Below are 24082 nucleotides of genomic sequence, written 5' to 3'. Positions count from 1 at the left end.
ATGAGGCGAGGAGGTCTCCTGCTGCTGCTCGGCGTAGTGATTGCCGCAGCTGCAGCGCTGCTCTTCTTCTTCTTTTTCCAGACCCCGCCGGCGCCTGAGACAACCGCTCTGCCACAGGAGCCGACCCCGGTGCCACTCCGCAAAGTCGTCGCCGCGCGTGTCGATATTCCGGCGAACACGGTGCTGACCGACACCGAGACATTGCTGACGCTGCGCGACATTCCCGAGCCGGAGTACAACGCCGCGCCCGATCAGTATTTCACCAGCGTCGGTGAACTGACGACGAAAGTGACCCTGCGGGCGCTCAACGCGACGGAAATCATCCGCGCACGCGACCTGACCGACGCCGGGCTGTCGTTTCAGGTGCCCCCTCCCGACACAATCGACGCGCCGCGCAACAAAGTGTTTCCGCTCGAAGTCGGCAACCTGACCGGCGTCGCCGATCAGATCCGTCCGGGTGACTCGGTGGACCTGGTGATGACCTATGAAATCCGCCGATTGATCATTCGACCATCGCTGACCACCGACCCGGAGACCGGGCAGTTGGTCGTCACGCCAATCGAAGAAACCCTTGTGGATCGCGTCACGAAAACCATGGTGCAGAACGTGCAGGTGCTGCGTGTCCTGAAGCCTGCCATTCCGCAGGACACCGGCACGCCGACGCCTGGCGGAGCGCAGGGGGAGCCGGCGCCGCCGCCATCGAGCGCCCAGCAACAGGGCGATACGTATGTGCCGGGGGCGCAGTGGATTCTCCTGCTGGCAATGACCGACCAGGAAGCCGAAATCGTCAAGTTCACGCTCGATCAGCAGGACCCGAAGCCGCAGATTACACTGGTACTGCGCGGGCGCGACGATGGCGACATCGAGGAGACGACCGGCATCACGTTGCGCCTGCTGACCAGTCGCTACGGGTTGCCGTTGCCCGAGCCGCTGCAACCGCTGGCGCTGGCGCCGGAAGAAATCACGCCGGGACCGGCGCGCCCGACGCCAACGTCGTTCCCGCAGCCATAAACACCGACTGCATCATGGTAGAGAACGGGGTATAATACCAATGACGCTTGACGATGCCGCATGCGTGTCATTCCGCGCGCAGCGAGGAATCTGCGCAGGTCGCGCACGACCCCTCGCGCTACTCGGGGTGACCATGCCGGATGTGCACAGGTCATTGGTATAATACAAATAAGCAGCCGGGGGGTGCGCCCCACCTCCGGGCAACGGGTGTAGCACGCAACACGACAGGCAACGCTTACAAGTGAGAGGGAGCCATGGCAGGAGGACCGCGAACCCCCGACGCCGCAGGTCCGGCAAAAATCCGGGTGATGATCGTTGACGATATCGCCGAAACACGCGATAACATCGAGAAACTCCTCTTCTTCGAGAAAGATATCGAGGTCGTCGCCAAAGCATCGACCGGGCGCGAAGCGCTGGCGCTCGCCAAACAGCACCGTCCCGACGTCGTATTGATGGACATCAACATGCCGGACATGGACGGGATCGCGGCGACCGAGGCGCTGTTGAGCCAGGTGCCCGAAGCGCAAGTCATCATGATGAGCGTGCAGGGAGAGCAGGATTACCTGCGCCGCGCTATGCTCGCCGGCGCGCGCGAATTCCTGCCCAAGCCCATCGGCGCTGAAGAACTCTACAGTGCAATCCGTCACGTCCATCGCCTGGCAAGCACCCAGCGGCGTTATATCACGACGGCGCCGCCGGGAGCAGGCGGATCGGGTGAGGATGAAGGCGCACACGGACAGGTTATTGCGGTCTTCAGTCCGAAAGGCGGCACAGGCACATCGTCAATTGCCTGCAATCTGGCAGTCGCATTGCGCCTGCTGACCAACAAGAAAGTCGCGCTTGTCGACGGCAACCTGACGTTTGGGGATGTCGGCGCGATCCTGAACCTGGTGTCGTCCAAAACGATTGCCGACCTGGTCAATCGTATCAGCGAACTGGACCGCGACCTGCTCAACGATGTGATGGCGACCCACGCCTCGCAGGTGAAAGTGCTGCTGGCGCCACCCAATCCACAGACCGGCGAACTGGTCACATCGGATCATCTGCGCGCGATTCTGGAGATGATGAAGAAAGAGTTCGACTATGTTATCGTCGATACACAGGCATCGTTTCAAGATCGTGCGCTGGCGGCGCTCGATATGTCCGACCGGATCGTGGCGCTGATGACCCTCGAAATCCCGTGCATCAAGAATATCAAACTGTTCCTCGAAGTGGCAGAACTGCTGGAGTATCCCAAGGAAAAAATCGTTCTGGTGCTGAACAAAGCCGATAATCGGCTCGGTATGCGCGTCGAGAATGTCGAAGCGAATATTCAGCACAAAGTTGCGCTGCAAATTGCCAACGCCGGTCACGAAATGACGCTGGCGGTCAATCAGGGAGTGCCGCTGGTCATTTCCAAGCGCGACCTTCCCACCGCAAAAGATATTGTGGCGCTGGCGAAACTGCTGAGCAGCGGGCTAGCGGCGCAAACCGCCACGACGGCGAAGAAAACCGAGAAAGCGCCCGAGAAATCAGGGCTGTTTGGCAAATTACTGGCGCGGCGCTGACCGCCGCTCTGTGAGGGAGCAGTACTATGTCGCTCTTGAAACGCATCGGTGGAACTCCCGGCGCAACCGGACAACTTCCGAACACACCGGCCGTCGGCGGCGCAGCGGCGGCTCGTCCTGGCGCTCCGGTCGCCCCGCGCCGTGAGGAAGAGAATAGCATCATCGAACTGCGGCAGCGCGTTCAGCAGCGCCTGATCAATGAACTCGACCCGCGCCTCGACCTTTCCAACGTCGCCAGAGTGCGGCAGCAGGTCGAGGAGATTTTCAATACGATCCTTGACAGCGAAAATATTGTTCTGTCGCGGTCGGAGCGCGCGCGCCTGTTCGAGTCGATTGCTGCCGATATTCTCGGCTTCGGACCGCTCCAGGAATTGCTCAACGATCCGGAGATTTCCGAGATTATGGTCAATGGTCCCAGGAAGGTCTATGTCGAAAAGCGCGGCAAGATTCAGTTGAGCGACGTCACGTTCGTCGATGAACAGCACGTCCTGCGAGTCATCGACCGGATCGTCGCTCCGCTTGGTCGCCGGATCGATGAGTCTTCGCCAATGGTCGATGCGCGCCTCCCGGATGGCAGCCGTGTGAATGCGGTGATCCGCCCGATTGCGCTCTGTGGACCAACGATCAGTATTCGGAAGTTTCGCAAGGAAGGCATTACGATTGAAGACCTGATTCGCTTCGGCTCGCTGACCCGCGAAATGGCGGAGTTTCTGTCGGCATGCGTCCGCGCATCGCTCAATATCGTGGTTTCCGGCGGCACCGGTTCGGGCAAGACGACCATGCTCAATGTGCTCTCGTCGTTCATTCCCGACGATGAACGCATTATCACGGTCGAGAATGCCGCAGAATTGCAGTTGCGCCAGGAGCACGTCGTGCCGCTCGAGTCGCGTCCGCCAAATGTCGAGGGCAAGGGCGAGATCAGCATTCGCGATCTGGTGATCAATACCCTGCGTATGCGCCCGGAACGCATCGTCGTCGGCGAGTGTCGCGGCGGTGAGGCGCTGGAAATGCTCCAGGCGATGAATACCGGTCACGACGGGTCGATGACCACGCTGCACGCGAACTCGCCACGCGACGCGATTGCGCGTATCGAAACGATGTGCCTGATGGCCGGTATGGACCTGCCGGTGCGCGCTATCCGTGAGCAGATTGCGTCGGCGGTGAATTTGATCGTTCAACTGGCGCGCCTGAAAGATGGATCGCGCAAGGTGATCTACATTACCGAAGTGCAAGGCATGGAGGGCGATGTTGTCGTGCTGTCGGACATTTTTGTGTTCGAGCAGCAGGGGATCGATGAGCGCGGCAAGATCATCGGTCAACTGAAGCCGACCGGCATCCGCCCGCGATTTATCGACCGTTTCGAGGAACGCAATATTTATCTGCCGCCAAATATTTTTGGCTACAGCAGCGGATCGTTCTTCTAGTGCGCTGGACATGCAAGGGCGCACGTGCGAGCGAACGCCCGCGCCAGCCCAATAGCCGACCCAGCCAAATGCCACAGAGACATGCTGCGCATGTGCGCTCCGGGCAACACTCTGCCTGCACAGCGCTGGAAAGGAACCCTCTGTATGCCGATCTCTGCGGACCTGACCCGATTCATTGCGCCTGCCGCCATTTTCGTGGTTATTCTGGCGGTCTTTGCGCTGTTGGCGCGCCGCAGCGCCGGTAATGCCAGTTATGAGGAACGTCTGACCCAGTTTGCCGGGCGACGCACCGATCAACTTCAGCGCTCCGCCAAGGATCAGTTGCGCGAGATCGATAAGGTCGTGGCGCGCGGCAAGCGCGGCAGCGAGACGCAGCGCAACCTGGCGCGCGCCGACCTGAAATTGACGGTGACAGAGTTCTATGCCATCAAACTTCTTGCTGCCGCCGTCGGCGCTGCGGTTGGGGCATTCATCGGGCGCGCCAGTTGGGAGGCGCAACTGCTGTCCGGAATCGTCGGTTTTGCGCTTTTCTCGTTCTTTCCCGATCTCTACGTCGGGTATGCCGCTAAACAGCGGGTCACGAAATTTAATGCCCAACTCGGCGATACGATCAATATGCTGGCGAATTCACTGCGGTCGGGGTATAGTCTGCTTCAGTCGATGGAACTGGTCAGCCGTGAAGCGCCGGAACCGACCGCTTCGGAGTACCGGCGCGTAGTCCAGGAGGTCGGTTTGGGGTTGCGCACCGAAGATGCGCTCGATAATCTGCTCAAGCGCGTGCCGTCGGAAGACCTCGATCTGTTGATCACGGCGGTCAAAATCCAGATGGAGTCTGGCGGTAACCTGGCGCAAATCCTCGACACGATTGGACATACCATCCGCGAACGAATTCGCATCAAAGGCGAAATTGCAGTGTTGACGGCGCAGGGGCGCATTTCGGCATATGTCATCACCGGCTTGCCAATCGGTCTGGCGATTTTCATCACGGTGATCAACCCGAACTATATGTCGCCCATGTTTTCGTTTGGCATGCCGCCTGAACACTGGTGCTGCCTGCCGGTCGCCGGGATTGTGATGATTGTGATCGGTTTCTTTGCGATTATGAAGATTGTCGATATCGAGGTGTGAGAAGGGGGCGCGTATGATGAGCATGTTGCCGATGATCGGATTTGGCGCGCTGATGCTGCTCGGCGTCGGGCTGATTGTATTTGGCATGCGGCGTTCGTCGCAGCCGGACGCGATTAGCGACCGGTTGAGCCAGTTTACCGAGCGGACCATGACGCTCGAAGAAATGGAACTGCAACAACCGTTCAGCCAGCGTGTGCTCGTGCCGCTGACGAAGAGCATTCTGGCAAAACTCGGTGAGTATGGTCCCAAACAGAGCGCCGAGCGCCTGCGCATCAGCTTGGCGCAGGCGGGCAACCCCGGCAACCTGACTCCCATTCAGTTCAGCGGCATCCGCCTGGCGCTGGCTGTCATCCTGTTTCTGGTGGTTGGCGCGGTCACTTTCCTCCAGGGTATGGAGATGTCGCAGGCGCTGATGTATACCGCCATCGGCGGAGTGATGGGGTATCTGCTGCCGGGCATCTGGCTTGGGCAGCAGATCAAGAAGCGCAAAAAGGCGATTATCAAGGCGCTCCCCGATGCGCTCGACCTGCTGTGCATCTGCGTCGAAGCAGGTCTGTCGTTTGATCAGGCAATGCAACGTCTGACCGAAAAATGGGAAGACCCGCTCTCCAAGGAGTTCAAGCGCGTGCTCAGCGATACGCGGCTCGGCCGCCCCCGCCGCGATGCGATGAAGGATATGATCGACCGCTGTGGCGTCGATGATGTGCAGACCTTTATTGGCGCGGTGATTCAGGCGGAACAGCTCGGTGTGTCCATCGGTCGCATTTTGCGCATTCAGTCGGACCAGATGCGGATTCGACGCCGCCAGCGCGCCGAGGAGGAAGCGCATAAGGCGCCGATCAAGATGCTCTTCCCCATGGTCTTCCTGATCTTTCCGGCGCTGTTCATTGTGATTCTCGGTCCGGCGGTGCCCCGGATTATGAAGTCGCTCGGCGGATTGGGGGGATGAGCACGCCATCGGTTGCATCGCTCACCGTGATCGAGAATCTCACCCGTGGCACGGTGATTGCCGACCGCGCTGAGGTGGCGCGGTCGCTGCTCGCGCGTGGACGCGGGTTGATGGGACGCACCAACCTGCCCGCCGGATATGGTCTGATCCTGGTCCCTGAGTCGAGCATCCACATGTTCTTTATGCGTATTCCGATCGATGTGCTGTTCGTGGACCGGCAGCACCGCGTGATCGGTGTGCGTGAGGCGTTGCCGCCGTGGCATCCGTTCGCCGGCGTGGCGCCCTGGCGCGGGCACTATGTCGTCGAACTGCCCGTCGGCGCTATCCGCGCCAGCGGCACTGAAGTGGGTGATAAACTGCGGGTGACGCCGGGTATTTAGCGCCTCTTCCGAAAATAGCCACGTGACATGTGGATGGGCAGGCAAAGGCAATGCCTTCACCTATCCGATGAACTTGTCTGGACAGGCTGCCTTAGCGATCTCGCCCGTACTGACCGTTTCCGACGCATTTTTTCGCCCTTGCCCCCACTCTCTCTAGCACGGCGAGAGCGGGCAGTGGCGGCGGCGGCACGCCATGACAAGCGATCAACTAAAACCTGGACATCAAGGACGTGGAGTGGTTGACGTTGGCTTCGAAAGGCTCAGTCCACATCAGCCGCGCGATGGTCAATACGGACAGTGATGGTGCAACATCTGGTTGATCGCTCTATCCGCATGGTTTTCGCTCATCTACGCCGCAACCGCCTGATAGCCGCCGCAATCTTCACCGCGCTGCTGCTCCTCTACCTGCCGACTCTCACGCGGGTGCATACGTTCGATGCGTTGTCGTATGTGACGAGCGTCGAACGCAAGCCATGGACGGAGTTGTTCCACCCGCACCATCTGGCGTATGGTCCGCTCGGTTCGTTGATGCTGACGTTGAGCCGCGCCCTGGGATACGATAACGGCGCCGCGTTGCCGATGCAACTGGTGAATGCTGTTGCAGGAGCGTTGGGAGCGGCGCTCTTCTATCTGACCGTATGCGCGGCAACCGGACGCGATGATGTGGCGCTGCCGGCGACGTTGTTGTTGGGTGTGGCGTATGCCTACTGGTACTACGCTATCGAGATCGAGGTCTATACGCTTGCGACGTTCTTTCTGATCGTCTGTCTGGCGTTGATGACCCGCCCAACACCCTGGACGGCGCGCCGCTGCCTGGCGTTGGGTATTGCACAGGGTGGCGCGGTGCTGTTCCATCAGACGAATGTGTTGCTCTGTGCGCCGATTGTATTGAGCGCCCTGTCCGACCTGCGCACTGCCTGGAAACCTGGCAGTGCGCGCGCGGCCGTCGGTCGCTGGAGCGGGTATGCAGTCGCGCTGGCATTGATCGTGGCGATGCCCTACCTCTACGCCATGCTGGTCGTCAGCAATTTTCGCGCGCCTGCGGAGATGCTGGCATGGCTCACGGAGTATGCGCGCACCGGATGGTGGGGCGGTCCGCTGACGGTTGCAACGATTGCCGATCTCGGCGCCGGTCTGAGCGACACGCTGGCGCAACCAGGGGGCGGCTGGTTCTACCTGGCGCTCGGCGGGGTCGTGGCGTGGGCGTGGGGCAGGCATTCCCAAATCCCGACCGGCGAGCAGGATGATGCACAGGGAAACCGGGTCGCGCTCACGCCGCTGATCGCCTGGCTCGCAACGTATGGCGCATTTTTCGCCTGGTGGGAACCGGATAATATCGAGTTCTGGATCGCCAGTCTGCCGCCGGCATGCCTGGTGTTTGCCGCAGCGCTCGCGCGGGCGCGCTGGTGGAGCGCACCGGTCTGGACATCCCTGGCAATTGTTGGAGTCATTGCGTGGGGCAATTATGGTTCTATCGTCCGGCGTGGCGATCCGTCAACTGACCTGCAACGCCTGATTGCGCGTGAACTGGCAGCGCGCAGCACACCGGCCGATCTGTTGATTGTTCCTGATGGATTGCAGGAACTCTACCTGCCCTACTATGAGCGCCGCGAGAACTTTCTGTCGCTCAACCAGGCGCTGTTCGACAGCGGCGGATCATGGGATGACGCCTGTGCGACGATCCGCAGCCGGATTGCCACGGCGCAACGCGCCGGCGCGGCGGTGCTGATCGCCGATGAAGCGCTCCATCCGCCGCCACGGGTGCTGAACCGCCACGGCATCGCGCAAGCGCAGGTGGATGGATGCTTTGCGCCATATCACGCAACGCTGGTCGATCTTGCGTTGGCCGAACCGCTTCCCTCCTACCGGCGGCTGCCTTCCGCAACTGAAACGGCGCTGGCGGGCGGATGGGTCTTCGAGCGCGATGCGATGGGCTGGCAGGCGTTTAACGTCGCGGGTGAACGTCTTGATGGGGGATGGCGCTTCCGTCCCGGCATCGACCCGGCGCTGCTCAGTCCGCTCTTGAACCTCGATGCGCGCGAGGTGACTGCCATCGAGATTCGGATGGCGAACGGCACGCGCGCCCGCGACGCGCAACTCTTCTATGCCGGAATCGATGGCGCGTTGACCGAGGAATATTCCGTGCGCTGGCAACTGGCAGAGACAGCCGAAGCCGTAACCTACGTCATCGATCTCCGGGAAGCGTCGGGATGGCACGGCATAATCACCCGCCTGCGGTTCGATCCGGTTGGGATGGGTGACGACGGCGAGATTCGCGTCGAATGGGTGCGTCTGCGCCTGGCGACGCCATCGGGGAAGCAGGCGCTCGCCAGTGTCGGTCGCCTAAGCTCGACTTTATCCATCTGTGCCGCTCACGCAGCATAGGCGAGCGCATCAGTCAGGCGAACAAGTAACGACTTCGGGATTTTGACCATGTCGGCTTCCGCAGGCGACATCCAAGAAATGGTGACCGGCCAGAGCTGCTTGCGGACGAAGGCCAGTGTGTCGCTGAAGGTCGGCAGCGCCTTGGTGTACCAGGCCGCCTGCCTCACGGGCAACTCGCCTGCTTGGAGTAGGTGATGGGCGAACAGCGTCACGAGCGAGAACAACCCCAACAGCACCGGTGTCGTACGCAGGATCGCCAGGTCCGACCACTGGCGCTGGGTCTCGATGCCCAAGTGTGCTCGCGCTTCCTCGAACGTGACCTCCACCTGCCAGCGCATCACGAACCACTCCACAATCTCCTTGGGGGTAGCCGCCGGGTTCGTGCTCAGCAGCGCCTGGGCCTCAAACTTCCCATCGGGGTCGGTAATGAGCACCCAGCGAATGCTCACCGGCGGCAAGCCACTGTGATACCAGACCGCCGTTGCCGATGCCAGCCGCACCGTTCGCGTCGTTCCGCCATACCAACGCACGCTCGTGTGCTGCCAGTCTGTGGTCGGGTCGCTGAGCCGCTGCTCCAGGGTCGGCTGCCGTGCGCCTTTCTTGCGCGGCCGACCGGGTCGCCCTGCTGGGTGCACGTACGCCGTGTCGTACAAGGCCGCATCCAAGCGCAAGCGCGTGACCACGGTAACGGGGTTGGGCAAGCCCTGGCAGGCGGCAAGCAGTTCGAGCGCGGCGTAGCTGCTGTCGGCCACAACGACCAGCACGCGCTCGGGCAGCCACTGACGGACTTGGAAGATGATCTGACGCGCCCAGTCGGTGAGCTGTTTGTGGCGCTTGCCGAGCTCCTGATGGCAGCGCTCGGAGGGCGCCAGGACGGTCAGAAAGGGCAAGGCCCAAACACGCTGGGCCCAAGGGATGGGGGCGAGCAGCATCAGACACAACCAGCGCAGGCCGCTGGTCTTGACGAAGAACGAGCGCGACGAGCGGACAGGGTCGCGGTAGATCCCCTTGGCCTTGATCTTGGCCCCGCGCCGGCGCTCGATATGGTCGTCGAGGCCGAGCACGATAGCCGTATCGGACGGAACGAAGGCGTCGACGAGCAGGCGCAGCAGGATGCGGCTGGCGGCGTAGGGCGACCAGACGGCGCGGTTGAGGACGCGATGGTAGTTCTGGAATTGCGCATCGTCGCTCAGCCCCATCACCCGCAGCGCCGAAGTGACCGTGCGCTTGCCGGGGGCTAGGATGGCGCCGATGAGCAGTATCTTCGCCCATTCCCATACACGCTCGCTAAACAGCAACTCGAACTTGCGGAGGACCGGTATAATCGCTCGTGGCAGGTTGCGCATGGCTGGCCCCTTCGTGGTAGTTGGGTTCTAGCCAAGCGTACCCTGCCTCCCGTTTTTCGTCTACCGAATGGATAAAGTCGAGCTTAGCCGCGATTCGTTGGACGGCACACTTGCCCCGCCTTTTCACGCCAGATCAGTCAAACCATGCTATACTGTTCCGTGACAGAACAACGTTCTGGTCGCGCTGCTGCACGGCGCAGGAGGAGCGGATGACCACCGAACCCCTTGAGGCCATTTTCGAACATGGCAGCTTCCGTTTAGTCCGGCCACCGAACATCCCCTTGCGTGAGGGGCAACGCGTGCGGCTGGTGGTCGAGACCGAGGAGTCGCCCGACACGATTCTGGCGCTCGCCGCCAATGTCTACGCAGGGCTCTCACCACAGGACATTACGGAGGTTGAGCAAATCGCCCTCCAGCGGCAGAATTTCTTCGGTGACCAGGGATGAGCCAACCGATACGCGCGTCCCTGCTCGATACCGACATTCTCTCGGCAGTGATGCGCCAGCACCCCGTTGCGTTGGCGAGGGCCCGTGCGTATCTGGGGGTGCATCACCGCCTGACGTTCTCCATGCTTACCCGTTACGAAATCCTCCGTGGCTTATACGCGAAGCACGCGACCGCCCAACTGGTCGCCTTTGATCGGCTCTGTAGCGTCAGCGCCATTCTGCCGCTCACGGATGCAATCGTGGTGCGCGCCGCCGCCATCTATGCCGATCTGCATCAGCGGGGCGCCTTAATCGGGGATGCTGACATCCTGATCGCGGCAACTGGTCTCGAACACGGGCTGGTGGTGGTCACCAACAACGCGAGTCACTATCAGCGGTGCTGAGACATTCTGATGGTCAGACTGCCAATTACCTGTGACCATCCGGCATGGTCACCCCGAGCAGCGCGAGGGGTCGTGCGCGACCTGCGCAGATTCCTCGCTGCGTTTACCCTGAGCGAAGCGAAGGGCTCGGAATGACCCGTCGCTGCGCGCGGAATGACCCGCATGCGGCATCTTCAATCGTCATTGGCAAGACTACGCGATGCGCAATTTTGGACACGCTGAGACATCAATCCGTGTGAAGAGACAGCCCCAGAAACCTGTGTGGCACAAGAAGCGCAGACCCAGATGTCAACGCGCGCGCCGGGTGCGCCAGACGATCAGAGCGATGACCGCAGCAATGATCGGAATGGCAGCAAGCCAGTAGGGGAACAACGGCGCTGCGCCGCCAGGCATCACGCCGCGTCGTCCGCCCCATGGCGTGACGGTGGGCATTGGCGTGGAAACCACGTCCTGCGCCAGCACGCCTGCCGGCATCAGCATCCAGATCAGCGCGACGATCAGGACGACCAGAGCCACACTCCGGCAGAGACGGAGCACTTCTGCACCGCTGCGAGGGCGACGATGGTGGAGCACGGTTTCATCTCTTCGACCAATCATGGGGGCATCTCTCCGGCTAGCGCCTTTGCCCATTCGGTTGCGGTCCGGTGACAGGAGTGGCGGATGGCGCACTGAAACGCGGCGGGAGCGGCGGCATATCCTGCTGGCAGCCGCGCGGCAGGGGGTCGGGAGGCGTGATGCCGAAATACGCCTGCATGATCTGCGTCACCGCCGGCACGGCGATTGTGGCTGAACCGTCGTTCATATCGCCCGCCCCCTCGACCAACACCAGCACTTCGATCTCAGGATTGTCGTAAGGAGCAAAACCAACAAACCAGGCGTGGCTTTGACGCACCTCGCGCGTTCCTCTGCCATCGGGAGCAGGTATGGTCATCAGTGGACCGAATTCAGCGGTGCCGGTCTTACCGGCGATACTCAACCCGGAACACTGATCGCGCGCGGCAATGTTTGGTCCTTCCGTAACCGAGAGGCGCATCCCTTCGCGCACGACCTGAAGGTGCTTTGGGTCGATGGGCACACGGCGGATCAACTCCGGCTGAATCTCGCGGATGATATTGCCGCTGGAATCGGTAATCGCGCGAACAATCTGCGGACGGTAGAGCAGCCCATCGTTCGCAATCGCAGCCGACGCCATCACCAGTTGCAGCGGGGTCACCTCCAGATTGCCCTGCCCAATGGCCGCATTATAGGTATCACCCGTTGTCCACGCCGAACGCAGCACCCGCTGCTTCCAGGCAGGGGTCGGCACACGCCCTGCCTCCTCACCCCGCAAGCGCACGCCGGTCGGCTCGCCAAAGCCGAACCAACCGAGACCTTCCGCCAGCGCCGAGATCCCCAATCCTTTCTCAATGATCTGTTCTTCCGGTTTCAGGTTAATCACATTCTCGCGGTTGCCACCCGCAACCGACATAAAGAAAATGTTCGACGACACCTTCAGCGCCTGACGAACATCGATCTTGCCGTTGTCGCGCGATGAGGCGTTGACATACTGGTAGACGACGCCGGGCACATACTGGTCTTCCACCAGTAACCTTCCGGGGTCGCGGATGGTGGTATGCTCGGTGATCACCCCACGTTGGAGTGCGATGGCGGCATCGAACTGCTTGAGGGTCGAACCGGGCGGGTACTGGCCACTGATCGCGCGGTTCGTTTGCAGCGACAGGCGCGCCAGTTCTTTCTGCTTCTCTGGATCGCTGGGGAAGAAGAACTCCTGAAGTTCGGCGCTGCGCGCCGGGTCCCAGATATTGTTGTCGTAGGCGGGCCAGTTGACCATCGCCAGGATACGCCCGGTCTTTACTTCGACGACAATCGCCACGCCGCTGCGGATCGGATCGTAATTGCGCTTATAGGCGAAGCGATCCGGCATTGTCTGCCGCCGCCGCTCACTTTCATCGATCCAATTGCGCAGGATGATCTCCGTCTGGCGCTGCAATTGCGCATCGATGGTCAACACCAGGTTATGCCCATCGCGCGGCGCTTTGATCGTCTGCGGCGGACGCACCGGACGACCAAGCGCATCGACCAGCACTTCCTGCATGCCGAGTTGTCCGCGCAACTCTTCTTCATAACTGGCTTCGACGCCGAATTTGCCGATGCGATCATCGGGGAGATAGCGCGGCAACCCCAATTCATAGGGGTTGATCTGCTTTTGAATGATGCCGCACTCGATTGAATTGCCAATCGAATCGAGCAACCCGCTCATCCACGAGCGCGCTGGATTCTGGCGCACCAGTTCACACTGATTCACACGACCGATATATCCCAAAATGTACGACAGTGACGGCGTTTCGGCGCTCAGCGGATACCGTCGGCGATAATCCTGCTCAATAACAACCCCCGGCAGCGCGGCAGCGTTTTCGATCAGCGCCAGCGCAACGGTATGCGGAATATCCTCACGAATCGTCAGGGTCTGGTAGCCTGGAATATTCGCGCGTTCGACCATTGCCGCAACCGGATTTTCCAGGGTCAGTACATCGCTATACGCTGTGGACAAACGGAGCGCGTGAAGGGTCGAGGAAGGAGATGCTTCGATACGCAGCCACGACACCGGCGATCCAAGCGCCGTAACCGCCTGTTCGCCAACGGCTCCGGTAAGGTCTTCACGCAAAGCCAGATTAAATTGCAGCGCCGATGCTGGCGAAATCGTCAGTGTCACCGTGAGCGGGGATGGTCCCGGCGCCGGCGCATCATCGAGCGCTTCCGGCGACGCTTCGATCTGAACCAGGCGATGATAGCGGGTTGCAAATTCGTCGAGCGCCGCGCGCCGGTCGGGAGTCACAGCAAACGATGCCGTCAGCGGCGGTTCGACGCGCTGCGCGCGCGCGACGGCTTCGGCGCCAAGACCCTGGTTTAGATCGCTGCGCAACACCGGGTCGCGATCAAGCGCGGCAGCGGGGGAAACGATCAGGGTGCTGGTGATACCGATCGTCTGACTGAGGTGCGCAAAGACTTGCGCGCGCGCCACAGGATCGGCGGGCAGATCGGCAGGACGGACCGCGACGGTATAGATCGGAACCGTTTGCGCCAGCAATGTTTTCCCATCGCTGGCGAACACCTCGCCGCGCAGCGGGCGCATCGGCAGATAGCGCATAACGCGCACTGCCGTCGTATAACGGAACTGCTCCGCCTGCGCCTCGACCAGTTGCAACTGATAGAGCCGCCCGACGAGGATGGCAAAGATGAGAAGAGCGATTATTTGAAGACCTGCCAGGCGACTGATATTCATACACGCCTTGTGCGCCTCTCTAATACACATCCACCGGCACACTCCGCCGTACCCGGTTTTCATACCAGCGAAAGACCAGATAGACCGGCAGGGAGGGAATGGTAGCCATCAAGGTATCGGGCAGAAGCACATACAGTGCATACCCCTGAAGATCGAGCGGCGCCACCAGGAGCGCGGAGAGGAGCGCATAGACCCCATGATAGATCACGCTCCCCAATGCAACTCCGACAACCGGCACAAGCCAGTTATCGCGGCTCAGGCGCAGCAATGCCTGGGTTGCGCCGACCGTGCCCGCCAGCAGCGCAAGCGCATGCAGACCAAAGAGGGTCATCGCGCACAGGTCGAGTGCCAGCCCCCCATAGAATGCCCAGCGCGCGGCAGATGTCGTTCCGGCAATCAACCCGTAGCAGATTGTCAGCAACAACAGCAGATTGAACGTCACATCGAAGGGACGCGGCAGCAGCGTCGTCTGCACCAGCGCCACGACCAGCAATGCTGCGAGCAGAGCCACTTCGGACGCAATCACTTCTTCGATTCGTCGTTGGCGAGAACGACCCATGCGTAGCGCACCCGATCCGGATCGACAAACGGGCGCACGCTGGCAATCCGCTCGCGCCCGGTTTCCTGCACCGTTTCGATGATCCCGATCGGCACATTGGGCGGCACGGAAGCGCGCGGCAGATCGATGTCCAACTCCGCCGAGAGTCCAGCCGTCACCACGGTATTGCCAGCAGCCAGCGGCGCATCACGCGCAACCGAGTGCAGCAGCAGACGTGATCCGCGTTGCCACTGCCCCTGCACCACACCGCGCACCACATCGTTTTCGTGATACACCTGCGCGCTCAATGCGCTACTATAGTCGGTCATCAGCAGCACAGCAGCGGTTCGCGGTCCAACGGCTTCGACAACACCGATCAAGGCAGGCGGATTACTTCCTTCGCGCGCGATCACCGCCATTCCCGGCTGCACTCCCTGATCGGCGCCGGCGGCAATCAGCACCAGGCGTCTGCCGGAGTCGGGAGTGAGCGCCAACACATCGGCTCCCAGCAACTGCCAGGGATACGCCTGTTCGATACGCACCTGCTCGCGCAGCCGCGCATTCTCGAACTTGAGCGCATCCGCTTCGATCAGACGCGCCTTGAGATCGGCGATCTCGGCGCGCAGCGCCTCATTTTCCGCCCGAAGCGCCGGATCGCTCTTCAGTTGCCGGGGGATGGCGCTCATCCAATCACCAACTCCCTGCAACCTGCCCAACACCGGGCTGATGAACGTCTGCGCGTGGGTGCGCAGTGGACCGAGCAACCCTGCCTGATCGGCGGCCAGGAGCGCCGCTGCCGCAAGCACGAGCAGAATCACCAGCAATGGTGAGCGCCGCGCCGGATGGGCCAGGCGATAGGAACGATCGCGCAGCATGGGTTGAACTCATCAATAACGGACGCGACGGGTACGTTGCGCACTGGTCAGGATATCGCGATACACCGGATTTTCGAACTCCTCGACCATTTTCCCCGCGCCCCGCGCCACACACGAGAGCGGGTCCTCCGCAACGTGCACCGGCATCTTCGTTTCCGCAGCGATCCGCCGGTCGAGACCGTGCAGCAACGCGCCACCGCCGGCGAGCACAATCCCGTGCTCCATAATATCCGCCACCAGTTCAGGCGGCGTCTCTTCCAACGCAGCGCGCACCTCAGCGACAATCGCATTGACCGGACCGGCAATGCCCTCACGCAGTTCGACGCTGGAGATCTCCACTGCTTTCGGCAAACCGGTCAGCAAGTCGCGCCCGCGCAGCACGACCCGAATCTCTTCATCGAGCGGATAGGCGCTTCCGGCGGCGATTTTGACCTTTTCCGCCATACGCTCGCCGATCAGCAGATTGTATTCACGGCGGGCGAACTGGATGATCGCCTCGTCGATCTCATCGCCAGCGGTGCGGATCGAGTGATTGATCACAATCCCGCCGAGCGAAATCACGGCAACTTCCGTGGTACCGCCGCCAATATCGACAATCATCGAGCCGACCGGCTCATCGACCGGCAAGCCCGCACCAATGGCCGCCGCCATCGGCTCTTCCACAACATACGCCTCGCGCGCACTGGCATTGAGCGCCGCATCACGCGCCGCGCGCATTTCGACCTGCGTCACACCCGACGGCACACCAACAACGACCCGAGGACGCGGCGACACAATACCGAGTGATCGGTCGTGCGCTTTGCTGATAAAGTATTTCAGCATCTTTTCGACGACCTCGAAATCGGCGATGACCCCGTCCTTCAGCGGGCGCACCGCGATAATGTTGGCGGGTGTTTTGCCAACCATCGCCTTGGCTTCTGCGCCGACGGCTTTGACCTCCTTGGTTTTCTTGTCGATGGCAACAACTGATGGCTCGCTAATGACGATCCCTTTGCCACGCACGTGAACCAGGGTATTGGCAGTGCCGAGATCGATGCCAAGATCGCGACTGAGTGCGCCAAAAAACGAGTTAAGCGGGTTGAACCCCACGCGAACCTCTTCCTGAAACGCTACCGGCTTCCACCGGAATGATAATATGTTATGTTCATCCCTCTGCTGACGCGCATTATACCACACTGCGTTGTTACAAGGTTGCATCGATATTGCAATCATCGACGCCTGTCGATCACGCGCACAGGCTGGTATACTTAAGCGCAGGAACATCGCCGGTGCGCCGGGGAGCAGGCTGCGTCTGCGGGGCGCATAGCGCGATACGATGGCGCTCTCTTCGGATTCCGGTCCCCATCAGATATGATTGAAGCCCGTCATCTGCACAAAGTCTTTGGAGCGTTCCACGCCGTGCGCGATGTGTCGCTCACCGTCGATCCCGGCGAAGTCGTTGCGTTGCTGGGACCCAACGGCGCTGGGAAAACGACGACGGTTCGTATGCTGGGTGCGATCCTGCGTCCATCGGAGGGGTACGCGCGTGTGGCAGGGTACGATGTTGTCGAACAGGCGCGCGACGTGCGCCGGGTTGTCGGGTTGCTCACCGAGTTTCCCGGTCTCTATTTGCGCATGCGCCCGCAGGAATACCTCTGCTTCTTCGGCGCATTGCAGGGTATGTCTGCCACTGAAAGCGCCCGGCGCGCCGAACAGTTGCTGCGTCAGTTCGGGCTATGGGAGGCGCGCAATAAACGACTCGACAGTTTCTCGAAAGGCATGAAGCAGAAGGTGGCCCTGATCCGGGCGCTCATTCACGATCCCCCGGTGCTCTACCTGGATGAGCCGACCACGGCAATGGACCCGCACAGCGCCCGTCAGGTGCGCGATGCGATGCTGGAACTACGCGCCGCTAAACGCACGATTCTGCTCACAACCCACAATCTGACCGAGGCGGAGGAACTTGCTGACCGGATCGTGATTATCCGCAATGGCTCGATTGTCGCCGAGGGCACATGTGCTCAGTTAACCCGCCAGTTTCTGGGAGCGCCACGGTGGGAACTCCGCCTGGGAACCCCCGCACAGCGCGCCGTCGTGGTACTCGATGGCATGGTGTCGATCGAGCGTATCGATGACGAACGGGTGTACTACCATACCGATGATGCGCGCCACGTCAATCCCCAGATCGTCGCGCGGCTGGCAGAAGCGGGGATTCCGATTGTGGCGCTCAATGAACTGCCGCGTCGCCTGGAAGATGTCTACCTCGAAATCGTTGCCGGCAACGGGCGAACCGATGCCGGACCATCCGTTGAGCCATCCGCCCGACACGACCGATCATCGCCAGCCGATCAATCGACGTCGGAGGAGATGGTGAAGGTTGAGGGTTGAACGTTCTGGAGCAGAGGCATTCGTTCGTGGGCTGACGCATGTATCTGCACAGATGCGCAGAAGGACACAGTCTGGGCGCCTGCTGCTTCATTCGCTGATGCCTGAGCAGCATATGGAGGCTTGAGGTCTGGTTATGTCCGCTGTAAGCGCGATACGCATCATTGTTCGCCGTGAAGTCAACGACACACTGACCGATTGGCGTATTCTTGTGCCAATCTTTATTCTCACATTTGTGCTGCCACAACTGTTGATCGCTGCATCGAGCGTGGCAATCGACTTTGTCGGCGATCGCGGGTCGGTCGTTCGTCTCATTCCTTTCGCCATGTTGCTGGTCGGCTTCATTCCCGCATCATTTTCGCTGATCACCGCGCTCGAGTCGTTCGTCGGCGAACGGGAGCGCAACAGCCTGGAAGCGCTGCTGTCGATGCCCCTCTCTGACCATGCGCTCTACCTGGGGAAACTCCTTTCTGCGCTCATTCCGCCGCTCATGTCGTCGCTCCTGGCGATGACCATCTTTGGCATCTCGCTGCGCGTGCGTGAACCCGACCTCTTCTTCGATGGACTGACGTTCGAGTATCTGGTGGTGGTGCTGCTCCTGATCCTGGTGAAGGCGGTGGTCATGGTCGCCGGAGCCGTGATCATTTCGAGCCATACGACGAGTATTCGCGCCGCCAATCTGCTGGCAAGCTTCGTGTTGTTGCCGACGGCGGCAACCATTCAGCTCGAAGCGCTCCTGATCATTGCGCGCCGCTGGGACGTGCTCTGGCTGGCGGTCGCGCTCCTGCTCGTGATCGCCGCAGTGCTGACACGCACCGGTATGGGGGCGTTCAACCGTGAAGAGATTCTATCGCGCGAGCACGAGCAGCTGAACCTGCGCCATATCGCGCAAACATTCCTGACGTTTGCGCGTGAGTATCAGCCGGCAGGCACGCCGCCGGAGGCCTACACCGGCGCGCCGTTCTCGCTGCGTCGGTTCTACCGGCACGACCTGCCTGCGCTCCTGCGCGACTATCGCACGCCATTGCTCGTGGCGCTGCTGGCAGCAATCGCTGGCGCGCTGTGCGGTCCGCTCCTCGGAGGCTTCTTCGACCGGATCGGGCAGTCGCCGGGGCGCGTCGGCATCACGCCGGAGCCGAGCCTGGCGCTTGGCATCTTCACCGGCATCGCCAACAGCGCGCGCCTGCTGATCACGGCGCTGCTGGCAACCTTCACGTTCGGCATCTTTTCGCTCATGGTGCCGTTCTTCGCCTTCGGCGGCATCGGGTACATCGCCGGGGCGCTGATGGCAGGCGGCGGCGACTGGCTGACGCTGGGACCCGATAGCCCGCTTCAGTTTGTGATTGGCTATGTGCTGCCGCATGGCATCATCGAACTGCCCGCTGCCCTGCTCGGCGCGGCGCTCGGCATCCGCATCGGCGCCGCCGTGATGGCTCCGCCAAAAGGGTTCACCGTCGGGCAGAATATCCTCTGGTCGCTAGCGCAGTTCGGTAAAGTGTGGCTCTTCGTCATCCTGCCGATGTTCCTGCTGGCAGGGATTGTCCAGCAACTGATCACGACGCGCATTCTGGCGGCGCTGTACGGATAATGCCAATGACGATTGAAGATGCCGCATGCTGGTCATTCCGCGCGCAGCGACTTGTCATTCCGCGCGCAGCGAGGAATCTGCGCGGGTCGCGCACGACCCCTCGCTCCGCTCGGGGTGACCATGCCGGATGGTCACCGGTCATTGGTATAATTTGACGCAGCAGCGAATTCTGGCTACAATGTGCAGGTTAGAGCGGTGAAGCGCCGCTTTTTTGCGTGAAGAGCGAGTGGCGCCATGTTTGAGAGTCTCTCCGACCGATTGCAGGCGGTTTTCCAAAAACTCGGCGGCAAAGGCAAACTGACCGAGGAGGACGTGCGCGAGGCGATGAAGCAGGTGCGCATCGCGCTGCTCGAAGCCGACGTCAATCTCAAGGTGGTGCGCGAATTCGTTGCGCGTGTGACGGAGAAAGCCGTCGGTGAAGAGGTCACGAAAAGTCTGACGCCAGCGCAGCAGGTCATTAAGATCGTTCACCAGGAATTGATCGATCTGCTCGGTCAGGCGAATGTGCCGCTCGCCGAAGCGCGCCCGGGTCCGACGATCATTATGCTGATCGGCTTGCAGGGTTCCGGCAAGACGACGACCGCCGCCAAACTGGCGCTCTGGCTGCGCAAGAAGGGCAAACGTCCACTGCTGGTCGCTGCCGACATCTATCGCCCGGCAGCCATTACCCAACTCGAGTCGCTGGGGCGGCAACTTGGCATTCCGGTGCATTCGGAGGGCGCTCAGTCCCGCCCGCCCGACATTGCGCGCAATGCTGTGCGCCGCGCGCGCGACGAGAGCATCACGCACGTCATTATCGACACTGCCGGACGACTTCAGATCGATGAGCCGCTTATGGTGGAACTCGAACAGATCAACGCAGCCGTCGAACCGGTGGAGCGTTTGTTGGTCGTGGATGCGATGATCGGGCAGGAAGCGGTGCGCGTTGCCGAGGAGTTCAACCGGCGCGTCGGGCTGACCGGCATTATCTTTACGAAGATCGATGGTGATGCGCGCGGCGGCGCAGCCTTGTCGGTGCGCGCCGTCACCGGCGTGCCGATCAAGTTCCTGGGGTCGGGCGAGAAGGTCGAAGCCAGTACGATTGAGCCGTTCCATCCGGATCGGTTGGCGTCGCGCATCCTGGGGATGGGCGATGTGCTGTCGCTGATCGAACGCGCCGAGGCGATCTACGATGAAGAGCAGGCGCGCAAGATGCAGAAGAAACTGGTCAAGGGGTCGTTCGATTTCGAGGATTTCCTGGCTTCGATGCAGCAGATGCGTAAACTTGGTCCGCTCCAGCAAATTCTCGGCATGATTCCGGGGCTTGATAAACTGGCGCGCGAGGAGATTATTACCGAAAAGGACTTGAAGAAGATCGAGGCGATTATCTTCTCGATGACGAAGGAAGAACGCCGCAACCCGGATCTGATCAAGGGGCGGCGCAAGGAACGTATTGCGCGTGGCAGCGGTACGCAGGTGCAGGAAGTGACTCAACTGGTCAATCAGTTCCGTCAGATGCAGCGGATGATGAAACGTATGGGCGGCAAAGGTGGCATCGACCCGCGTGAGTTGATGCGCCGGCTGCGTTAGTCAACAGGAGTGGAGGAATAATCAGCACAATGGTTACCATTCGTCTTCGTCGCACAGGCAAGACCAAAAAACCGAGTTATCGTCTGGTCGTCGCCGATTCGCGCGCACCGCGCGATGGCAGGTTCATCGAAATTGTCGGGCACTACAATCCGGTGCGCCAGCCGAAAGAACTCAATGTGAAGGCGGATCGTGTGCGGTATTGGCTCGGAGTCGGCGCTCAACCGTCGGAAACGGTCGTGCGCCTGCTGAAACAGGTTGGCGTCCTTGATGCCGATGGCAAACCGGCGCCGGTGACACCAATTGAGGGGTAGGTCTGTATGAAGGCGTTGCTGGAATACCTGGCGACCAGTCTCGTCGATCATCCAGAAGCGGTGACGATCAAGGAACGCACCGGTCGCTACACGGTGACCTATCAACTGACCGTCGCACCCGACGAAACCGGCAAGGTCATCGGGCGCAGCGGGCGGGTCGCCAAAGCCATCCGCGACCTGATGAGCGTTGCAGCGGCGCGGCGGCATAAGCGCGTCCACGTTGATATTGAATAAGGATATGGAAGACCGTCCATCCGCTGATGAGGTGTTGTTGATCGGTACGGTGGTCGATGCGTTTGGACTACACGGCGAGATCAAGGTTCGATCGGTGACCGATCGCGTCGATCACCTCCGCCATCATGTGCAGACCGTTTTTGTGGGCGAAGAACGCCGCCCGTTTCCCTTGCAGCGCATTCGCGAGCCGAAGACGGGGGTGCTGATCCTGACGCTTGGCGGCGTGACCGACCGGACGATGGCTGAGGCGCTGCGCGGCGCAGAGGTGACCATCCGCGAATGTGATGCTGCGCCGCTCGAGGCGGATGAGTATTTCATTCATCAACTGTATGGTTTGCGAGTGGTTGAGAGCAGCGGCGCAGAGATCGGCATCGTGCGCGAGGTGTTGCAAACCGGCGCTAACGATGTGATCGTCGTCGAACGACATGGGCGCTCCGATACGCTGCTGCCAATGATCCACGACGTGGTCGAATCCCTCGATGTGGCTGCCGGGCAGATTGTGGTGCGTCTGTTGCCGGGCTTGATCGATGAGGAAGGCTGATCCCTTGCCGCTTGTGTCTGACCGTCTCGAAGGGTTCACCCGCTATGGGCGATAATGACCGTGCATCAGATGCTTTACCGCGTATCCCCGGCTTTGAACCGGCAGCGACGCCGATTGTCAGCCTCGGGCTTGGGCTTGCCGGCATCCTGCTGCGCGTCCGCCCGCGCCTTGCGCCTTTGCCGCTGGCGCTCACTGCGGCGGCGGCGCTCCTCTGCCGCGACCCGGAGCGCGCAACGCCCGACGACGCCGATGCGCTCTTCGCGCCTGCCGACGGCGTTGCCCACGGCACGAATGAACTCTACGAGCACCGCTTTCTCCATACCGACGCTGTTCAACTGTCGATCAACGTCTCGCCGTTCGATGTGGCAGTGCAGCGCAGCCCGGCGTCTGGCACAATCGACTATCTGGAGCATTACCCTGCGGACCTGCTCCCCCTTCACGCCGCACACGACGTTGCCCGGCGTACTGAACGGCTCTTTCTGGGCATTTCGACAGCGTGGGGACCGCTGTTGCTCGTGATTACGGCGCGCATCCCCGGGCAACCGGTCACGCCGCTGGTTCGCCTGGGGGATCGAGTGCGCGCCGGTCAGCGGTTGGCGCGTGTGCGCTTTGGCAGTCGCGTCGACCTGCTGGCGCCACGTGATCTGATCGAATGGCAACCGGCGCCCGGCGCCCGGCTACGCGCCGGTGTGTCGCTCATCGGTCAGGTCGTGCTGTTGTAGTGTGACGCTCTTCCGGTAATGTACGACATTTCTTCGTAACGATGCCGAGCGCAGGCGTTGGACGACACCAACGGGGTAGCCGATCATCTTGGCAACATCGCCGACCAGACGGATCACCGGGATCAGCAACGCCGCGCGCAACATACTGACGCCATCGAGCGCCGGAGCGCGCTGGCGTAGACGCCACAGCGGATCGCGTACATACGCGCATGCACCTGCTGCGATCAGCGCCAGCGTCCACGAATGCCGCCGGCTCGCCAGCAGCAGCATCGCTGCCGTGATATACGTGGCGTAACGGACGGCATGGCGCAGCGTCCAGAGACCGGCGACGCCATCACCACGCGCATAGAAGTAGTACTGCCGCGCAAAAGCGGCGAGTGACGAACGCGGGCGAAAGAAGACCAGCGCATCGGGAGCGAAGGCGAAGCGAAATCCGAGATGTTTGAGCGCCAGCGCAAACAGTACATCCTCGCAGTGATTCGCCCACTCTGGATAACCGCCGACCCGTTCCCACGCCTCACGACGAAAAGCGCACGATTTCCCAAAGGGCAAAAAGCGCGCCGGATCGATCTCTTCCGCCTCACGGTAGTTGGTCGCGCCGAGCACAAGTTCAAAGAGGCTGCGCGGCGCAGGGCGGAAGAATCCGCCAACCACGTCGGCATCGCCCCGACGGATAGGCGCCGTGATGCGTTCCAGCCAGTGCGGTTCGAGACGCAGCCCGGCATCGGTACAGGCGATCAGCGCGCCGCGTGCGTGGCGAATGGCGTTATTGCGCCCCGAAGGGATATTGTGACCGCCCTGCACCAGACGAATGGGCGCTCCGCATGCAATGTAGCGGGCAACGATCTGTGGCGTTGCATCGCGGCTCTGGCAGTCGTTGATCACAATCTCGTCCGGCAACAACGATTGCGCCAGCATCGAATCGATCAGTTCTGCAATATTGTCCGCCTCATCGCGAACGGTGCAGACCAGGGAAATGGAAGGAACATCCATGCCTGATGACACTCCGTTCTTAACTCCGTGGGGTTATTCGAACATGCTCTCAACGAAAGGGATAC

General features: G+C 61.2%; 23 protein-coding genes. 16 read left to right on the top strand and 7 right to left on the bottom strand.

All coding sequences use genetic code 11. The features are described from left to right. The 7 genes from RCAS_RS08620 to RCAS_RS08590 all read left to right on the top strand — a co-directional run bounded on the left by RCAS_RS08620 (position 1) and on the right by RCAS_RS08590 (position 8824). A complete protein-coding gene (locus RCAS_RS08620) occupies positions 1–1011 on the top strand; it encodes an SAF domain-containing protein (RefSeq protein WP_012120203.1) in 1011 nt (336 codons plus the stop codon). A 254-nt stretch (positions 1012–1265) separates the two neighbouring features. Further along, positions 1266–2558, top strand: a complete 1293-nt coding sequence (locus tag RCAS_RS08615; RefSeq protein WP_012120202.1) for an AAA family ATPase — start codon at positions 1266–1268, stop codon at positions 2556–2558. Between the two features lie 26 nt (positions 2559–2584). Next, positions 2585–3982 carry a CpaF family protein gene (locus RCAS_RS08610; RefSeq protein WP_012120201.1) on the top strand — a complete coding sequence of 466 codons (1398 nt, stop codon included), beginning with the start codon at positions 2585–2587 and terminating at the stop codon, positions 3980–3982. Between the two features lie 144 nt (positions 3983–4126). Next, positions 4127–5110, top strand: a complete 984-nt coding sequence (locus RCAS_RS08605) for a type II secretion system F family protein (RefSeq protein ID WP_012120200.1) — start codon at positions 4127–4129, stop codon at positions 5108–5110. A 13-nt stretch (positions 5111–5123) separates the two neighbouring features. Continuing rightward, positions 5124–6059 (top strand): type II secretion system F family protein, encoded by a 936-nt coding sequence (locus tag RCAS_RS08600; RefSeq protein ID WP_012120199.1) that lies wholly within the window; start codon positions 5124–5126, stop codon positions 6057–6059. Beyond that, entirely contained in the window at positions 6056–6439 is a 384-nt protein-coding gene (locus tag RCAS_RS08595; RefSeq protein ID WP_012120198.1) for a DUF192 domain-containing protein, read from the top strand. The genes RCAS_RS08600 and RCAS_RS08595 overlap by 4 nt, the downstream gene beginning before the upstream one ends. 300 nt (positions 6440–6739) lie before the next feature. Then, positions 6740–8824: a glycosyltransferase family 39 protein gene (locus RCAS_RS08590; protein ID WP_012120197.1), complete on the top strand. Its 2085-nt coding sequence runs from the start codon at positions 6740–6742 to the stop codon at positions 8822–8824. Here RCAS_RS08590 and RCAS_RS08585 read toward each other — a convergent pair. Continuing rightward, complete coding sequence (locus RCAS_RS08585) at positions 8812–10170, bottom strand: IS701 family transposase (protein ID WP_012119472.1); 1359 nt, start codon at positions 10168–10170, stop codon at positions 8812–8814. The two genes, RCAS_RS08590 and RCAS_RS08585, sit on opposite strands and share 13 nt — an antisense overlap. A gap of 209 nt (positions 10171–10379) precedes the next feature. Between RCAS_RS08585 and RCAS_RS08580 the strand changes: the two genes are divergently transcribed. Together RCAS_RS08580 and RCAS_RS08575 are read left to right on the top strand one after the other, a co-directional pair. Further along, positions 10380–10616 carry a hypothetical protein gene (locus RCAS_RS08580; RefSeq protein ID WP_012120196.1) on the top strand — a complete coding sequence of 79 codons (237 nt, stop codon included), beginning with the start codon at positions 10380–10382 and terminating at the stop codon, positions 10614–10616. Next, positions 10613–10999 carry a type II toxin-antitoxin system VapC family toxin gene (locus RCAS_RS08575; RefSeq protein ID WP_012120195.1) on the top strand — a complete coding sequence of 129 codons (387 nt, stop codon included), beginning with the start codon at positions 10613–10615 and terminating at the stop codon, positions 10997–10999. The genes RCAS_RS08580 and RCAS_RS08575 overlap by 4 nt, the downstream gene beginning before the upstream one ends. 288 nt (positions 11000–11287) lie before the next feature. Here RCAS_RS08575 and RCAS_RS08570 read toward each other — a convergent pair whose 3' ends face one another. From RCAS_RS08570 to RCAS_RS08550, 5 genes are read right to left on the bottom strand one after another with little or no spacing between them, the layout of a single operon-like run. Beyond that, entirely contained in the window at positions 11288–11596 is a 309-nt protein-coding gene (locus RCAS_RS08570) for a hypothetical protein (RefSeq protein WP_012120194.1), read from the bottom strand. A gap of 16 nt (positions 11597–11612) precedes the next feature. Continuing rightward, the gene (locus RCAS_RS08565) at positions 11613–14282 is read right to left on the bottom strand and encodes a penicillin-binding transpeptidase domain-containing protein (RefSeq protein ID WP_232280208.1); all 2670 of its coding nucleotides are present in this window, start codon (positions 14280–14282) and stop codon (positions 11613–11615) included. A 19-nt stretch (positions 14283–14301) separates the two neighbouring features. Beyond that, on the bottom strand, positions 14302–14841 hold the full coding sequence (locus RCAS_RS08560; RefSeq protein WP_012120192.1) for a hypothetical protein: 540 nt from the start codon (positions 14839–14841) through the stop codon (positions 14302–14304). Next, positions 14805–15695, bottom strand: coding sequence for a rod shape-determining protein MreC (gene mreC / locus RCAS_RS08555; RefSeq protein ID WP_012120191.1), 891 nt, complete (start codon positions 15693–15695; stop codon positions 14805–14807). Before mreC ends, RCAS_RS08560 begins: the two co-directional genes overlap by 37 nt. 12 nt (positions 15696–15707) lie before the next feature. Continuing rightward, the gene (locus RCAS_RS08550; RefSeq protein WP_012120190.1) at positions 15708–16784 is read right to left on the bottom strand and encodes a rod shape-determining protein; all 1077 of its coding nucleotides are present in this window, start codon (positions 16782–16784) and stop codon (positions 15708–15710) included. 261 nt (positions 16785–17045) lie between these two features. Here RCAS_RS08550 and RCAS_RS08545 point away from each other — a divergent pair, with 261 nt between their 5' ends. The 7 genes from RCAS_RS08545 to RCAS_RS08515 all read left to right on the top strand — a co-directional run bounded on the left by RCAS_RS08545 (position 17046) and on the right by RCAS_RS08515 (position 23024). Next, a complete protein-coding gene (locus tag RCAS_RS08545) occupies positions 17046–18062 on the top strand; it encodes an ABC transporter ATP-binding protein (protein ID WP_012120189.1) in 1017 nt (338 codons plus the stop codon). A 133-nt stretch (positions 18063–18195) separates the two neighbouring features. Beyond that, entirely contained in the window at positions 18196–19647 is a 1452-nt protein-coding gene (locus RCAS_RS08540) for a stage II sporulation protein M (RefSeq protein WP_012120188.1), read from the top strand. A gap of 234 nt (positions 19648–19881) precedes the next feature. Continuing rightward, positions 19882–21216 carry a signal recognition particle protein gene (ffh, locus tag RCAS_RS08535; RefSeq protein WP_012120187.1) on the top strand — a complete coding sequence of 445 codons (1335 nt, stop codon included), beginning with the start codon at positions 19882–19884 and terminating at the stop codon, positions 21214–21216. A gap of 29 nt (positions 21217–21245) precedes the next feature. Further along, on the top strand, positions 21246–21527 hold the full coding sequence (gene rpsP, locus RCAS_RS08530; RefSeq protein ID WP_012120186.1) for a 30S ribosomal protein S16: 282 nt from the start codon (positions 21246–21248) through the stop codon (positions 21525–21527). 6 nt (positions 21528–21533) lie between these two features. Continuing rightward, positions 21534–21761 (top strand): KH domain-containing protein, encoded by a 228-nt coding sequence (locus RCAS_RS08525; RefSeq protein ID WP_012120185.1) that lies wholly within the window; start codon positions 21534–21536, stop codon positions 21759–21761. A 4-nt stretch (positions 21762–21765) separates the two neighbouring features. Further along, positions 21766–22302 (top strand): ribosome maturation factor RimM, encoded by a 537-nt coding sequence (rimM, locus tag RCAS_RS08520; protein WP_012120184.1) that lies wholly within the window; start codon positions 21766–21768, stop codon positions 22300–22302. Between the two features lie 44 nt (positions 22303–22346). Continuing rightward, the gene (locus RCAS_RS08515; protein ID WP_012120183.1) at positions 22347–23024 is read left to right on the top strand and encodes a phosphatidylserine decarboxylase; all 678 of its coding nucleotides are present in this window, start codon (positions 22347–22349) and stop codon (positions 23022–23024) included. On the opposite strand, the gene RCAS_RS08510 is transcribed toward RCAS_RS08515, so the two are convergent. Beyond that, complete coding sequence (locus RCAS_RS08510) at positions 22980–24017, bottom strand: glycosyltransferase (protein ID WP_012120182.1); 1038 nt, start codon at positions 24015–24017, stop codon at positions 22980–22982. The genes RCAS_RS08515 and RCAS_RS08510 overlap by 45 nt on opposite strands. Positions 24018–24082: the final 65 nt, after the last annotated feature.

This window comes from Roseiflexus castenholzii DSM 13941 (genome assembly GCF_000017805.1).
Classification (GTDB): domain Bacteria; phylum Chloroflexota; class Chloroflexia; order Chloroflexales; family Roseiflexaceae; genus Roseiflexus; species Roseiflexus castenholzii.
Note: the sequence above shows the minus strand (reverse complement) of the source record. Positions and strands in the feature narration are given on the sequence as shown.

Bases quoted from the DNA above. Each gene is read 5' to 3' on its own strand.
- RCAS_RS08515 (WP_012120183.1), top strand. From the start codon at position 22,347: ATGGGCGATAATGACCGTGCATCAGATGCTTTACCGCGTATCCCCGGC.
- RCAS_RS08620 (WP_012120203.1), top strand. From the start codon at position 1: ATGAGGCGAGGAGGTCTCCTGCTGCTGCTCGGCGTAGTGATTGCCGCA.
- RCAS_RS08585 (WP_012119472.1), bottom strand. From the start codon at position 10,170: ATGCGCAACCTGCCACGAGCGATTATACCGGTCCTCCGCAAGTTCGAG.
- RCAS_RS08540 (WP_012120188.1), top strand. From the start codon at position 18,196: ATGTCCGCTGTAAGCGCGATACGCATCATTGTTCGCCGTGAAGTCAAC.
- RCAS_RS08560 (WP_012120192.1), bottom strand. From the start codon at position 14,841: ATGGGTCGTTCTCGCCAACGACGAATCGAAGAAGTGATTGCGTCCGAA.
- RCAS_RS08570 (WP_012120194.1), bottom strand. From the start codon at position 11,596: ATGATTGGTCGAAGAGATGAAACCGTGCTCCACCATCGTCGCCCTCGC.
- RCAS_RS08545 (WP_012120189.1), top strand. From the start codon at position 17,046: ATGATTGAAGCCCGTCATCTGCACAAAGTCTTTGGAGCGTTCCACGCC.
- RCAS_RS08600 (WP_012120199.1), top strand. From the start codon at position 5,124: ATGATGAGCATGTTGCCGATGATCGGATTTGGCGCGCTGATGCTGCTC.
- mreC (WP_012120191.1), bottom strand. From the start codon at position 15,695: ATGCTGCGCGATCGTTCCTATCGCCTGGCCCATCCGGCGCGGCGCTCA.
- RCAS_RS08605 (WP_012120200.1), top strand. From the start codon at position 4,127: ATGCCGATCTCTGCGGACCTGACCCGATTCATTGCGCCTGCCGCCATT.
- RCAS_RS08610 (WP_012120201.1), top strand. From the start codon at position 2,585: ATGTCGCTCTTGAAACGCATCGGTGGAACTCCCGGCGCAACCGGACAA.
- RCAS_RS08510 (WP_012120182.1), bottom strand. From the start codon at position 24,017: ATGGATGTTCCTTCCATTTCCCTGGTCTGCACCGTTCGCGATGAGGCG.
- RCAS_RS08575 (WP_012120195.1), top strand. From the start codon at position 10,613: ATGAGCCAACCGATACGCGCGTCCCTGCTCGATACCGACATTCTCTCG.
- rimM (WP_012120184.1), top strand. From the start codon at position 21,766: ATGGAAGACCGTCCATCCGCTGATGAGGTGTTGTTGATCGGTACGGTG.
- RCAS_RS08580 (WP_012120196.1), top strand. From the start codon at position 10,380: ATGACCACCGAACCCCTTGAGGCCATTTTCGAACATGGCAGCTTCCGT.
- rpsP (WP_012120186.1), top strand. From the start codon at position 21,246: ATGGTTACCATTCGTCTTCGTCGCACAGGCAAGACCAAAAAACCGAGT.
- ffh (WP_012120187.1), top strand. From the start codon at position 19,882: ATGTTTGAGAGTCTCTCCGACCGATTGCAGGCGGTTTTCCAAAAACTC.
- RCAS_RS08615 (WP_012120202.1), top strand. From the start codon at position 1,266: ATGGCAGGAGGACCGCGAACCCCCGACGCCGCAGGTCCGGCAAAAATC.
- RCAS_RS08595 (WP_012120198.1), top strand. From the start codon at position 6,056: ATGAGCACGCCATCGGTTGCATCGCTCACCGTGATCGAGAATCTCACC.
- RCAS_RS08525 (WP_012120185.1), top strand. From the start codon at position 21,534: ATGAAGGCGTTGCTGGAATACCTGGCGACCAGTCTCGTCGATCATCCA.
- RCAS_RS08565 (WP_232280208.1), bottom strand. From the start codon at position 14,282: ATGAATATCAGTCGCCTGGCAGGTCTTCAAATAATCGCTCTTCTCATC.
- RCAS_RS08590 (WP_012120197.1), top strand. From the start codon at position 6,740: ATGGTGCAACATCTGGTTGATCGCTCTATCCGCATGGTTTTCGCTCAT.